At 67.4% G+C, this 13,917-nt stretch carries 10 protein-coding genes and 1 tRNA gene; 6 read left to right on the top strand and 5 right to left on the bottom strand.

All coding sequences use genetic code 11. The annotated features are described in order from the left end of the window. Positions 1–30: 30 nt before the first annotated feature. On the bottom strand, positions 31–975 hold the full coding sequence (locus ASF06_RS02700; RefSeq protein WP_200920290.1) for a phosphatase PAP2 family protein: 945 nt from the start codon (positions 973–975) through the stop codon (positions 31–33). A 140-nt stretch (positions 976–1,115) separates the two neighbouring features. On the opposite strand from ASF06_RS02700, the gene ASF06_RS19955 reads away from it, so the two are divergent. Beyond that, entirely contained in the window at positions 1,116–1,985 is an 870-nt protein-coding gene (locus ASF06_RS19955; RefSeq protein ID WP_235500867.1) for a cupin domain-containing protein, read from the top strand. Positions 1,986–2,015: 30 nt separating this feature from the next. On the opposite strand, the gene ASF06_RS02690 is transcribed toward ASF06_RS19955, so the two are convergent. Then, the gene (locus ASF06_RS02690) at positions 2,016–2,813 is read right to left on the bottom strand and encodes an SGNH/GDSL hydrolase family protein (protein ID WP_082500656.1); all 798 of its coding nucleotides are present in this window, start codon (positions 2,811–2,813) and stop codon (positions 2,016–2,018) included. A gap of 137 nt (positions 2,814–2,950) precedes the next feature. Then, a complete protein-coding gene (locus ASF06_RS02685; protein WP_055942966.1) occupies positions 2,951–3,967 on the bottom strand; it encodes a helix-turn-helix transcriptional regulator in 1,017 nt (338 codons plus the stop codon). 84 nt (positions 3,968–4,051) lie between these two features. On the opposite strand from ASF06_RS02685, the gene ASF06_RS02680 reads away from it, so the two are divergent. From ASF06_RS02680 to ASF06_RS02670, 3 genes are all read left to right on the top strand, one after another. Continuing rightward, entirely contained in the window at positions 4,052–4,510 is a 459-nt protein-coding gene (locus ASF06_RS02680; RefSeq protein WP_055942963.1) for a VOC family protein, read from the top strand. A gap of 381 nt (positions 4,511–4,891) precedes the next feature. Further along, positions 4,892–7,066 carry a purple acid phosphatase family protein gene (locus ASF06_RS02675; RefSeq protein WP_055942959.1) on the top strand — a complete coding sequence of 725 codons (2,175 nt, stop codon included), beginning with the start codon at positions 4,892–4,894 and terminating at the stop codon, positions 7,064–7,066. A 101-nt stretch (positions 7,067–7,167) separates the two neighbouring features. Then, positions 7,168–11,313, top strand: coding sequence for a metallophosphoesterase (locus ASF06_RS02670; protein ID WP_055942956.1), 4,146 nt, complete (start codon positions 7,168–7,170; stop codon positions 11,311–11,313). Positions 11,314–11,422: 109 nt separating this feature from the next. On the opposite strand, the gene ASF06_RS02665 is transcribed toward ASF06_RS02670, so the two are convergent. Further along, entirely contained in the window at positions 11,423–12,013 is a 591-nt protein-coding gene (locus ASF06_RS02665) for a TetR/AcrR family transcriptional regulator (RefSeq protein ID WP_055942953.1), read from the bottom strand. 127 nt (positions 12,014–12,140) lie between these two features. On the opposite strand from ASF06_RS02665, the gene ASF06_RS02660 reads away from it, so the two are divergent. After that, on the top strand, positions 12,141–13,229 hold the full coding sequence (locus tag ASF06_RS02660) for a hypothetical protein (RefSeq protein WP_055942950.1): 1,089 nt from the start codon (positions 12,141–12,143) through the stop codon (positions 13,227–13,229). Between the two features lie 61 nt (positions 13,230–13,290). Next, positions 13,291–13,364 (top strand) — tRNA-Arg (locus tag ASF06_RS02655). Positions 13,365–13,431: 67 nt separating this feature from the next. On the opposite strand, the gene ASF06_RS02650 is transcribed toward ASF06_RS02655, so the two are convergent. Further along, on the bottom strand, positions 13,432–13,911 hold the full coding sequence (locus ASF06_RS02650) for a DUF3817 domain-containing protein (protein ID WP_055924778.1): 480 nt from the start codon (positions 13,909–13,911) through the stop codon (positions 13,432–13,434). Between the last annotated feature and the right edge of the window lie 6 nt (positions 13,912–13,917).

Raw genomic sequence — 13,917 nt, 5'->3', positions numbered from 1 at the left:
CGTCGCCGGGTTGCGACCATACTCCGCACCTCAGCGCAGGCTTTGGCTCGGGCCGGCGATCTCGAGCCGGTGCCACGTTGCCCAGTAGACGAGGGCCGCGGCCGTCGAAAAGGCGCCCGCCAACACCTGGGTGGCCAGAAACGCATTGTGATCGCCGGACCCGCCGGAGATCTCCTGGTCGATCGACACCCATGCCAGAAGTGCTCCGAGCGCCAGGGAGATGAGCCCCAGGATCGACGCAACGACGACGTAGACCACACGTCCACCGTATCGACGCTGGTCGACGACGCGCACAAGCCCTCGTCGGTGCAGCAAATAGGCCGCGATGCTGCCGAGGATCAAGGCGATGAGATCGGCGCCGACGGTGTCCGACAGCCGATGCCAGTGTGCGGTGACCGTGTACTGCCCGATGCTGGTCGCCCACGTCATGACGACGAACATCGCCCAGCCACGCCATCTGTACGGCACGACGAGAAACACCGCCACCATCGTCGTCATCGCGATGGCCGTGTGTCCGCTCGGAAAGCTGTTGTCGAGGAGGTCCACAGGTGTCGACACGAGGTCGGGGCGCGGCAGAATCCAGCGTTTAAGCACTTCTGTCCCGACGGCGCCGCCGAGAACAACTGCGAGGGCGACGATTGTCGTGAGTATCTGACGCCTGAGCAGGCCTATCGACGCCAGCGCGATCAGGGCACCCGCTAGAGACCAGACCTGAATTGCCGCAAGGCTGTCGAGAGCCTGGGCCTCTTCCTCGGGCGAGGCCCGGCCGGAGCCCGTCAGGGCTGAGTTCTCCCATTGCTGCCCCCACGGCGTGAGCACCGCGAAGACGTAGACGCCCACCAACAGCGCCGCTGCAACGACCGCGGTGACAATCCACCGACGGCCTGGCCTGTGGCCTCCCTCACCATTCGCGCCTGCGCCGGCGGAGCCGCCGTGAGCATGTCGGCGATCAAGAAAACGTGACGTCATGGCCATGCACACTATCCGCTGTCGAGTGCTTATGGGGCTGCTGTCTCAGGCTGCGGACAGCCCGGCGCCCGAAAATGAACTGCCCGCCAACAGCGGCCCCGTGGTCGACGACGCAGCCTCGTCGCGAAGGAGAGCAGGGAGCGTTCATGAGCGAACAGGAATCGCCGTCGACAGACATTCTCGCCAGCATCTCGAGGCCCGACGGAAGTCGCTTCGAAGTGCGCCGAGTGGTCCTGCCCGGCGGAACGTCGACAGGGTGGCACTATCACGATGGCTGGCAGACCGGCTTTCTGCTGCGCGGTGCGATCATCCACTCCACCGAAGATCGCGACACCGTCTTCGAGATCGCGACGCCGCTCCTCGAGCAGCCCGCGATCGCCCACATCGCACGCAGCACGGGTCAGGAGGAGGCGGAGTTGCTCTTCCTGTCCCATATCCCGGCGGGTTCTGAGGCCGCGGTGCCGTGCTCGCCGCCGAGCGAGCACCGGGCGGGTGCCGCCGCCGAGCAGAACGCCACCGAGCAGAACACCTCCGTGGCGCGAGCGCCGCAGGCGGCCACCTCGTCGATCGCGGTGCCGCTCGGCAAGCCGATCTTCGCGCAGGCATTCCGGTACACCGCTATGTACGGCCCCAAGCCCTTTCCCGAAGCGCTGCTCATCTACCTCGACAACGGCTCCTACAAGATCCTCTCTCCGGGCGAGGAGCATTACGGCAGTTACGTGTCGGCGACCGCGCTCGGGGCCGGTGCACCACCTCGGCACGTCTCATTCCTCTCGTGGCCGTCGGATGACTGGGGCCGCAACGTGGCGTCGCACACGCTGACCTTCACCGCCGACACGGGCGCCTACATCCAGACCCTCGTTCTGCCGGGCGACCCGGTGCCCCACGCCCAGGCGGGCTATGCGTTGCCCATCGATGACCCAGCACGCATCGACATGACTGCGTCATGGGAGCAGGTGCGCGTGACCTACGACGAGCTGTTCGAGCGGCTTCTGGCGGGCGAGCGCGGTGTCTGATGTGGGTGACACCCACGTCATCGGGATCTCTCAGGTCGCCGCCGCCGTGTCTTCGCGGATGGCCGCTGCGATCGCCGCCGCGAGCACTACGAGGCCTCGGGCAGTCGGGTGCACTCCGTCGAACTGCATGAGCTGGGGCCGACCGGCGAGCGGCTGACCGATGTCGAGATAGTGGGCGCCGACCGACGCCGACGCGTACTCGAGGTCGGAATCCAGCGCCGCCAGCTCCGGCGGCGGCGCATCCGCACCCCAGAAGGCGTTGAACGCGATGATCTGCGCATCCGGAAGCGAATCGCGAAGGTAGGACATCGTCGCGGTGATGTCGTCGGAGACCTCGGTGGGGTCTTCGCCGAGATCGTTGCTGCTGGCGGCGATGATCACGATCGATGGATGCAGCGCCACGGCCTCGACGGCCTCGTCCTGAAATGTGTCGCCGTCGTCTCCGACCGCAGTGAAGCCGGTGCCGTCGCTGGCCAGATCGGTGAGCTGCCAGTCGGTGGCCTGACCGATCAGTTCGGGCCAGGCCCGGCTCGGCTTCAGGCCGTGGCCGTCCATGATCGAGTCTCCGATCGCTACGACGACCGACTTCGAGTCCGTGTTCGAGTCCGTGTCGGTCTCGGTCGTCGACGATACGCTCTGCGACGACGATGACGACGCCGGTGGCGACGTGCTCGGTGCCGCGGTGGCCGAGAGATCTTGGATGCCCCGCGCGGTCGGCAGCGGATGCCCGGGCCGTCCTGCGATTCCGACTCCGACGAGGGCGCCGACAGTGAAGAGGGCCATCACGATCACCACGGCGATCGGCCATTCCCGACGCACAACAGACATCGACTGCCCTTCTCTCGACACATCGATGACCGTAGTCCGACAGCCCCACCGCCACCGGCAGTGCTGCTGTCAGCTCGCTTTGAATCGTCGGCGGCGACATCCGGATGCTGTCGATCACGTCTCGAAGACGTGTCGCGCTAGCTGCCCAAGCCCTCGCCGGCTCCCGCGCGCCTCGTGCGCTCCGCGATCGAGGTGAAGGCCGCGCGCAGCTCGGGCGGTTCGACGTCGCTCACGTCGAAGGTGAAGCGGCAGAACTCGGCGGCCAGGGCCTCCCACGACCAGGAGCCGAGCCGCACCCTGCAGCGGTTTGTGCCGATAGCCTCCGCCGATCCGTCGGCGACGTAGGGCGCGATCCGCGACAGAGGTCCATGAATGGTGGCCGTTCCCGTGCACGGCCAGACGTCTTCGGCAGTCGGGCCGGACGATCCCTTGAAACGTGCCGACAGATAGCGCGCGGGGTCGCCACCGGGAACCGATCTGGCGGTGAACGAGCGCCCCGTGTGGGTGCGGGGAGTGATGCGATCAGCTCGATAGATGCGCCATTCGTCTTCGGCGGGCGAGTATGCAATCAGATACCAGCGGGCATTGTGCGCGAGAAGGTGGTGCGGTTCGACCGAGCGTGCGGCTGGGGCGGCGGCGTCTGCCGCCCGGTCGGGAGTCGCGTAGTCGAAGCGCAACTCGCGCCTGGTGCGGATGGCCTCGCCGATACTCAGGAGAACCGCGGGGTCTGTCTGCACCGAGCCGCGGGCGACGACCGGGCCGACCGTGTCGACGAGGTTCGCGACTCGGTGCGACAGTCTTTCGGGCATCAGACGACTCACCGTGCGGAGGGCCCGGTCGGCGGCTTCATCGATTCCTGCGCCGAGGCCGCCCGCCGTGCGCAGGGCCAGTGCCAAGGCGATCACCTGCTCGTCGTCGAAGAGCAGGGGAGGCAGCTGGCTTCCCGCCCCGAGCCGATAGCCGCCGTCGGGGCCGCGCGTGGCGTCGATCACGTAGTCGAGTTCGCGCAGCCGGTCGATGTCCCGCCGCACCGTGCGCTCGCTCACCTCGAGCCGCCCGGCGAGCACGGGGGCGGGCCAGTCGCGCCGCGACTGCAGTAACGACAGCAGCGCGAGCAGGCGTTTCGACGTCGAGGGGGAGGACGCGGACGGCATGGTGTCATCCTCTCGCACAAAGCGGACGTTCTCTGACCGGAACCGCTGAGACGCTGATCTCACCAACCCACAAAGGAGCACACCATGTCCGCTACCCCCGTCATCCACCTCAACTTCCGCGGCGACGCCCGAGCCGCCCTCGAGTTCTACGCCACGGCCTTCGGCGGTCGGAGCTTCGCGCGCACCTACGGAGAGTTCGGCATGCCCGCGGGTCTGCCCGACACCGACAAGGTCGTGTTCGGCCAGGTCGTCGCCCCCGACGGCTTCACGGTCATGGCCTACGACGTGCCCGGCACCGGCGCGGGCCCTGCGACGGGCTCGACGCACCGCGAGAACGGCACGACCGTGACCGACCAGTCCTTCTTCATCGCCCTCAATGCCGAGACCCTCGACGAGGCCACCGGCTACTGGGCGGCGCTCGATCACGGCGCCACGGTCGTCGAGCCGCTGGCCGCCTCTGCATGGTCGGCGGGCTTCGGGATGCTCACCGACAGGTTCGGGGTGACGTGGCTGTTCAACGTGGTCGCCGAGGATCAGGGCTGACACCCTGACACACCTGATCGCAGCAGACGCCTGCAAGCGGAGCGTCGCGGTCGAGGTGCAGAGAACGGCCCTTCCGGTGGCCGACGAAGGGCCATTCTCTGCACCTCACGTGCGTCCGGTCAGACCGGACGTTCACTCAGACGCTATAGCCCATAGTGGAGCTCGGTGCCAAAGCCGAAAATGTCGATAAACCCAGCTACGGGTGTCGGAAAACGCAATTCTCGTGGCCTCTTCTGAACAATAGACGAACGGATCCCCCCGTTCGCCGCCAGCCCCGCACCCGTCGATAGATTCGCAGAGTCCGGCTGACCTTTCGTCAGTTTTCGGCATTCCTGCACATCCCGGCCATGCCGGGGCAATCACTGAGGGGCATCCACAAGGATGAAAATCGACGTATTCTCGCGCGCGCTCTCGACGCGCTCCCGACGCACAGGGGTGATCGCGGCCACGGTCGCCGCCTCGCTCGCGCTCATGGCACTCGGCGGCGGCATCGCCTCGGCCGCGGGCGGCGGACTCGCACCGCCGCCCGTCGCGCCGGCACTGATCCACGTCGCGTCAGCCGTGCCCGACCGCGTCATCCTGACCCCCTCTGAGACGCCGGCCACCACGCAGAACGTGTCGTGGCGCACCTCGCTCGACGTCACGACCCCGCAGGTTCAGCTGGCCACGATGACGGATGGCCCGATCACCTCGTCGACCACGATCACGGCGGCCAGCACCGTCGAGATGGCCACCGACCTGGGCTACAAGATCAAGTACCACTCGGCCCTGATGACGGGGCTCACGCCCGACACCGCGTACCTCTACCGCGTGGGCGACGGGGAGACCTGGAGCGAGTGGTTCGAGTTCGCCACGGCCGCCGCCTCGAACGAGCCGTTCTCGTTCCTCGTGCAGGGCGACGCCCAGAACGACGTGAAGTCGTACGCCTCGCGCACGTTCCGCGCCGCCTACGAGGCCCGCCCCTATTCGAAGGCCGTCGTGCACCTCGGCGACCTCATCGACACCGATGTCGCGGATGCCGAGTGGGGCGAATGGTTCTCGGCCGCCGGTTTTGAGAACGCCTACCTCAACGTGATCGCCGCCCCGGGAAACCACGAGTACTACCCGGGCCCGCAGCTCAGCCGCTACTGGAAGGCCCAGTTCGCCTACCCCGAGAACGGGCCGGCCCCGACCCCCGAGCTCAAGGCGGCGTTCAGCGAAAACGTCTACTTCACCGACTACCAGGGCGTGCGGTTCATCTCACTCAACGCGTCGGTCATCAACGGCCCCGAGCTGGATGCCCAGACAGCGTGGCTCGACCAGGTTCTGACAGAGAACCCCAACAAGTGGACCGTCGTCGCCTTCCACCAGCCGGTCTTCTCCGTGACGAGCGGACGCGACAACAAGACACTTCGCGAGGCGTGGCTTCCCATCTTCGAGAAGCACAACGTCGACCTCGTCCTGCAGGGCCACGACCACGCCTACGGGCGCGGCAACCTGTTCGCGAACGAGCAGAACCTGCCGGCGGGCGCCGACCCGAAGACCAGCCAGACCGGCCCGGTCTACATGGTCACCATCGCCGGTCCGAAGATGTATGTTCCGGATGATCTGGCGACAAACAACTGGATCACGAACGGCGCGAACCTCCGCAGCACCAACGGCTACACGCAGATGTACCAGACGGTCGATGTCACCGCCGATGAGATCCACGTCGAGAGCCGCAAGGTCACCGGCGAGCTGTTCGACGGCTTCACGATCACCAAGTCCGACGACGGAGCCAAGCTCGTGACCGACGACCTGACCCCGCGCGACTCGGGTCCGGGTTCCGCCCGCACCACGATCAACGCGCCCGAGCTGCCCGAGGTCACGATCCCGTCGGGCGAGCCGACGACGGAGCCGACGACACCGCCGACCACCCCGCCGACGACAGAGCCCACGACGGAGCCCACGACGGAGCCGACGACCGAGCCGACGACGGAGCCGACGACGGAGCCGACCACGGAACCGACGACGGAGCCGACGACGGAGCCCACAACCGAGCCGACCACGGAGCCCACGACCGAGCCGACTACGGAACCGACGACCGAGCCGACGACGGGACCCACGACATCCCCGACCGGCGGTCCGACCACCCCGCCGACCGAACCGACTTACACCCCGTCGGCACTCGAGCTCTCGGCCACAGGCGTCGCGGCCGGAGGATCGGTGTCCATGAAGGCATCGGGCTTCAAGCCGAACGAGGACATGGAGATCGTGCTGCACTCCGACCCGATCACCCTCGGCTACACGAAGGCCGACGCCTCCGGCGCGGTGCTCTACACGGCGCACATCCCGGCCGGAGCTCCCATCGGAAAGCACACGATCGTGCTTCGCGGCCTCGAGTCGGGCGCGACGACCACGGCCGACCTCACCGTGCTGGCGGTCGGCGCCCCGAGCACCGGAGTGAAGGACCTGGCGAACACCGGCGCATCCTGGGTCGGGTCCGCGATCTCCGCCGCGGGAGCCCTGCTCCTCGTCGGAGCCCTCGGACTCGTCTTCGTGAGCCGCCGCCGCCACGCGACGGGCGGCGCCCGATGATCGCGACCGGCGCGGGACCCCGCGCATCCGGTGCCCCCGCTTCGACCGCACCGACACCCCGAAGCACCCGAGCCACACGACCACCGAAAGGTTCCACTCCCATGACGACCTCGTCATCCCGGTTCGGGTCGGGCTTCCGCAGGGGCGTCGCCATCACGGCGGCGGTTCTGGCCGGAGCCCTGCTCGTTCCGCTCGGTTCGACCTCCGAGGCGGCACAGGCCGCCACGGCGACGCCGATCGAGCAGTACGGCCCGACCAGCGTGCCCGACCGCCTCGTGCTCACACCCTCGGGAGACCTCTCGAACTCGCAGGCGGTCACCTGGCGCACCTCGACCAAGGTCACGGCGGCCCAGGCGCAGGCGCAGATCCGCGTCGCCACGGCCAAGCCCTACACCGACGATTACACGGTCGTCGCGGCATCGTCGACAACGACGGTGCCCACCGACAAGGGCTACGACGAGGCGTTCCACACGGTGAAGTTCACGGGCCTGACCCCGTCGACGCAGTACATGTACCGCGTCGGCGACGGAACGAACTACAGCGAGTGGCAGCACTTCACGACGGCGTCGGCCACCCCCGACGACTTCTCGTTCATCTACCTCGGCGACGTGCAGAACGGCATCAAGTCCGACGCCTCGCGTGTCATCCGCAACGCCTTCCGCGACCGCCCCGACGCCAGCATCGTGCTGCAGGCGGGCGACCTGATCGACGAGGCGAACAACGACACCCAGTGGGGCGAGGTGTTCGACGCCGCCGGCTACCAGTTCGGAACGCAGAACTTCCTGGCCGCCGCGGGCAACCACGAGTACGAGGGCGAAGCGCTGTCGAAGCAGTGGCAGGCCCAGTTCGCCTACCCCGAGAACGGTCCATCCGGCCCGGCCGAGGTCGAGGCGCTGCTCGACGGCACCGTCTACTACAGCGACTACCAGGGCGTGCGCTTCATCTCGCTCAACAGCAACATCACGGATGCCGCTGCCCTGGCCGTGCAGACCGCCTGGCTCGAGAAGACCCTCGACGAAAACCCCAACAAGTGGACCGTGGTGTACTTCCACCACCCCGTCTTCTCGCTCGACGAGGGGCGCAACAATCGCGCGATCCGGGATGCCTGGGTGCCGCTCTTCGAGAGCCACAACGTCGACCTCGTGCTGCAGGGCCACGACCACGCCTACGGGCGCGGAAACTCCGACGAGTCGGAGCTCGGCAACCCCGTGAGCTGGAACAAGGACCTCAACTACGACGGCCCCGTCTACGCGGTGTCGGTCGTGGGATCGAAGATGTACAACAACACCGGCCCCCGCCTGTGGAACGACAACGGCGCGCACCTGCGCAAGCTCGGCGGCGGAATCGAGCTCTACCAGCTCATCGACGTGGCGGGCGACAAGCTGCGTTACGAATCGCGCACGGCCGACGGCGAGTACTACGACGGCCTCACCATCGTGAAGAACGACAGCGGCAAGGCCGTGACCGACGACACTGTTCCGCAGGTCATCGACGAGAACGGCGGGGAGCCCTGCCTCGGCTGCGAGCCCAACCCCGACCCGGGCGGAGAAGAGCCCGAGGAGCCGACCACCACGGTCGACTACCGCGTCGTCGGAGACCTGAAGTCCGTCGCCAAGCCGGCCGCTCAGCTGCCCGCTGGATCGGCATTCTCGGAGAAGCGCGATCACCTGTTCCTGGGTGACCAGAACGGCCGCACGATCTTCGAGATGGATCCCGCCACCGACACGATCGTTCGTCAGATGACTCTGCCGGAGAACATCCGCGACATCGGAATCGACGACGCGAACGACCTGCTCTACGTGGGTCAGCAGAACTCGAACTGGGTGGTCGTGTCGACGGCGGATGCGACATACGGCCAGGTCGTGCGGGGCCCGTTCCCGTTCGTGCAGTCGAACCGCTCCATCGACGTCGACCCGGTCAACGGTTACGTGTACGGAGCGATCCCGTCGCGGGGTGTCGAGGTTCTGGATGCCCAGACCGGCGAATCGGTCGGCGTGATCAACGGAACGGCCGGTGCCTACTACGTGGCCGCCGACCCCGAGGGCGGCCGCGTCACCGCGGCCTTCTTCGAGGAGACGGCCGATGTGAAGAACATCGCGGCGTTCGACGTGAAGGACAACTTCGCCCAGCTCTGGGAGCAGCCCACGAGGCCGAACGCCCGCCAGCTCGACGTCGACTCGACCCACGGTCTGGTCTATGTCGCCTACACGGGCACGGCGGCGGGAACCGGCGGATTCTCGGTGCACGACATCGCCACCGGCAAGCGGCTCGGCGACTTCGCCGATCCGAAGTACGGCAAAGACGTCTACGGCATCTCGATCGATGAGGAGCACCAGAGAGTGTTCGCGTCGAACCGCGACTTCAGGCTGAACCCGCCCGGATCGGAAACGTCGGCGGCGGCGGTCACCGTGTCAGAGAGGATCGTCGAGCAGGGCTTCGACTACTCGCCGGCCGGTCAGGTCGTCTCGGTCGCGAAGCCGGCGGCGCAGCTGCCCGCGGGCTCGGCGTACTCGGAGAAGCGCGACCACCTGTTCCTGGGTGACCAGAACGGCCGCACGATCTTCGAGATCGATCCGAACACCGACACGATCGTTCGTCAGATGACGTTGCCCGAGAACATCCGCGACATCGGAATCGACGACGCGAACGACTTGCTCTATGTCGGCCAGCAGAACACCAACTGGGTCGTGGTGTCGACGGCGGATGCGACGTACGGCCAGGTCGTGCGGGGCCCGTTCCCCTTCGTGCAGTCGAACCGCTCCATCGATGTCGACCCGGTCAACGGTTACGTCTACGGCGCGATCCCCTCGCGGGGTGTCGAGGTTCTGGACGCCCAGACCGGTGAGTCGATCGGCGTCATCAACGGAACGGCCGGTGCCTACTACGTGGCCGCCGACCCCGAGGGCGGCCGCGTCACCGCGGCCTTCTTCGAGGAGACGGCAGACGTGAAGAACATCGCCGCGTTCGACGTGAAGAACAACTTCGCCCAGCTCTGGGAGCAGCCCACGAGGCCGAACGCTCGCCAGCTCGACGTCGACTCGACCCACGGTCTCATCTACGTGGCCTACACGGGCACGGCGGCGGGAACCGGCGGCTTCTCCGTGCACGACGCGAAGACCGGAAAAGTTCTGGCAGACCTGGCCGATCCGAAGTACGGAAAGGACGTCTACGGCATCTCCGTCGATGAGGAGCACCAGCGGGTGTTCGCGTCGAACCGTGACTTCAGGCTGAACCCGCCCGGGTCGGAACTGACCTCGGTCGCGGTGACCATCAGCATCCGGAACGGCGGAACGCCGGTCGACCCGACCGACCCGACCGACCCCACGGATCCGACCGATCCGACCGACCCGACAGACCCGACGGACCCGACCGACCCGGAGGGGCCGCCCACCGGACTCACCTACGCGCCGACCGCGCTAGGAGCGATCCCGTCGCAGACCGCGAACGCCGATCTCGACGTGAAGCCGGTCGGCTCGGTGGTCGACCCGACCACAGGGCACCTCTTCGTGGGCAACGAGCAGCGGCCGGCCCGGGTGCTGGAGATCGATCCGGCGACCGACACCGTCGTGAAGACGCACTCCATCGCCGGGGGAGAGGCCGAGGGCGTTCGAGACGTCGCGCTCGACACGGCGAAGGGTGAGCTCTACGTCGCCTATGGTGCGGCCTGGGCCGTGCTCGACGTGAAGACCGACGCGATCGTTCGCGGACCGTTCGCCTTCTCGGCGAACGTGCGCGGCATCGACGTCGATCTCGAGGCGGGCCGCGTGTACGGTGCGACCCGAGGCACGGGCTTCCAGGTCATGGATGCCGTCACCGGCGCCCAGATCGAAACCGTCGCGACGACCTCGGCGACGTCGTGGAAGTCGCATGGAATCGCCGTGGACCCCACGACGAAGCGCCTCTACGTCACCAGCGAGGACACGTCGGGTGTGGACGGCGTTCGGGTCTACTCGACCGTCGACTACTCGCTGCTGCAGACGCTTCAGGTGGCGGCGCCGGATCTGCGTTCGGTGGCGGTCGATCCGGTCGCGCAGCGGCTGTACATCGGACACATGACCGACGCCTTCGAGAAGAGCGGAGTTCTCGTGCTGAACGCGGGCGACCTCACCCAGATCGCGAACTACTCTGCGACGACCTACGGCAATAAGGTCTACGGGGTGTCGGTCGATCCGACGAAGGGAACGGTCTTCGTCTCGAACCGCGACCGGTTCCCGACGGGCATCATCTCGCTGCAGCGCTCGCGCTAGCCGCTCGCCCGGGGCGCATCGCGCCCAGTTGCCCGAAATGGCCGCTTCCCTTCACGGGGAGGCGGCCATTTCGTGCAACTCGTTCGCGGTCGACGGGAGCGGTTCTCCTTCAGTGGGGGAGGAGCTCGCGCGCCATCGCCAGGTACGCGGGGCCGTCGAACTCACGGAACAGCGCGGACTGCGCGATGTATCCCTGTCCCAGGCCCACCGCGACCGATGTGAGCCTCGTCGCGTACTCGATTGCTTCGACGTCGCCGAGGCCGCGCTCAGACTTCGCCCAGTCGGTGAAGAGCTGCAGGTAGCTGGCCCGGAGCTCGCCGAAGACAACGTCGACGAGCTCGCGGATGCTCGGGTCGGTGACCGACTCGCCCCAGACCTGCAGCAGCAGGCCGGTGTCGGCCACATCGTCGCTGAGCCCGGTCAGGATGCGCGTGAGCACCTCGCCGGGCGACGGGATGCGGTCCCGGGATCGCAGGTTCTGCATGTCTTCGATGCGGCTGCCCATCACCTTCACCGCCACGGCCTGCATGACCTCGGCCTTGCCGGCGAAGTGGCCGTAGATCGCGCCCGCCGACAGCCCGGATTCGGCGATGATGTCGGCCATCGATGCGCCGAACCCCTTGGCGGCGAAGCAGCGCAGCGCCGCCTCCGTGATCTGGTCGCGCTTCGCCTCGCGGTACTGCTCTGTGACCTTGGGCATCGGGCCTCTCCTGCGTCGAATAAAAAAGAACGAACGTTCCTTGACAACGATCCTATCGGTGACTCATTCTTATAAAGAACGAACATTCTGTTTTGTTCCCCGAACTTTTTAAGAATCGACGGTCCTCATGAGCAGCGCACGCAGCACCCGTATCGCCCCACCCCCTACTCCCTGGAAGCGCATCGCCGGCATTGGCGTCGTTCTGGCGATCGTCGTCTCGGTCATGGTCATGGCGTTCTCCTGGCCCTCGGTCACCTCCGCCGTCAAGAGCGTTCCCCTCGCCGTGGCGGGTCCGGATGCCGCGGTGCAGCAGGTCGAGGACGCTCTCGCCGAGTCGGCCCCCGATACCTTCGCCTTCGTTGACGCCTCCGACCGGGCCGACGCCGTCTCGCAGATCGAGACGCGCGAGGTCTACGGCGCGATCGTCCTCGGCGATGCTCCCGAGGTTCTCACCTCGTCCGCCGCCAGCCCCATCGTGAGCCAGTTGCTCACGGGCATCGCGCCGAAGCTCGCCGCGCAACTGAACGCCGCACTCGCAGCCCAGGGCGTGACCCTCCCCGAGCCGGTCTCCGTGCCGGCGACCGATGTCGTGCCTCTGGCCGATACCGATCCACGAGGCGCGGGGCTCACTGCGGCCGCCTTCCCGCTGACGCTCGGCGGCATGCTCGGCGGCATCCTCGCATCCATTCTGATCGTCGGCGCCTGGCGCCGCGTCGTGGCCATCACCGTCTACGTGGTCGTCGCCGGCTTTGCGCTCGCGGGCATTCTGCAGGGCTGGTTCGGTGCGCTGCAGGGCGACTACCTCGTGAACGCCGGGGCGATCGCGCTCACCCTGCTCGCCGTCAGCGCCACGATCGTAGGGGTCGCCTCTCTCGTCGGCCGCGCTGGAATCGCCGTGGGCCCGGTGCTCTTCCTGCTCATCGCCAACCCGATCTCGGCCGCGACTCAGCCCCTGGAGTTCCTGCCGCAGCCGTGGGGGCTCGTCGGCCAGTGGTTCCCGCCGGGAGCGGGCGCGACGCTGCTGCGCGACCTGTCGTACTTCCCGGATGCACCCACGACGTTCCCGTGGTTGGTTGTGGCCGGGTGGGCCGCGGTCGGCCTCGCGCTGGCGGTGATCGGGCACTTCCGGGCCGGCGTGAAGGTGGAGGTCGAGAACGAGGTCGAGCTGCCTCGCATCTCGACTAACGCCGAGCCGGAACTGGCCACGGCCCGCTGATCACGGACGCTGTGCAGAAGGGCTCTAAAAGGCGTGCTAAGATTTCATCTGGTCTTGACCTGCGCCCTTAGCTCAGCTGGATAGAGCGTCTGACTACGGATCAGAAGGCCAGGGGTTCGAATCCCTTAGGGCGCACAGAGATACAACACGAAAGCGGCTCGCGAAAGCGGGCCGCTTTTTTGTGTGCCCTGCGCCTCGCCGATCAGGCCTCGCCGCCGGGCGGACCGATGAAGAGCAGCGTCGCCATGATCGCGACGAGAGCCACGATCAGGCCTCCAGCCAAGGGGATGGGCCGCTGCAGCGCCCAGCGGAAGGCGCGGTCGAGCGGGCGCGCGTCTCGGGGGTCGTCCGTCGCATCCGTGCGCCATCCGCCCTCGAGGCTGCCGCGTCGGGCCAACCAGCGCTCCACCGGAATGGTGGCGTAGGGCACGACGGCGGATGCGACGGCCAGAGTCGCGAGGCCGAGGTGCCACCGCTGGTTCACGGCCACCACGCCGGCCTGCAGCGCGTAGGCGATGAAGATCAGACCGTGGATGAAGCCGGCAATCGACACGGGCCAGTCGCCGACACCGACCGCGTACTTGAGGATCATGCCCACGATGAGCAGCGTCCAGGTGATGGTTTCGAGCAGGGCGAAGACGCGGAAGAGTCTCTCGGGCGTGAACGTGCGAGCGGAGGCCATGCATCC

The sequence above is a fragment of the Agreia sp. Leaf244 genome (genome assembly GCF_001422695.1).
Taxonomy (GTDB): Bacteria; Actinomycetota; Actinomycetes; order Actinomycetales; family Microbacteriaceae; genus Agreia.
Note: the sequence above shows the minus strand (reverse complement) of the source record. Positions and strands in the feature narration are given on the sequence as shown.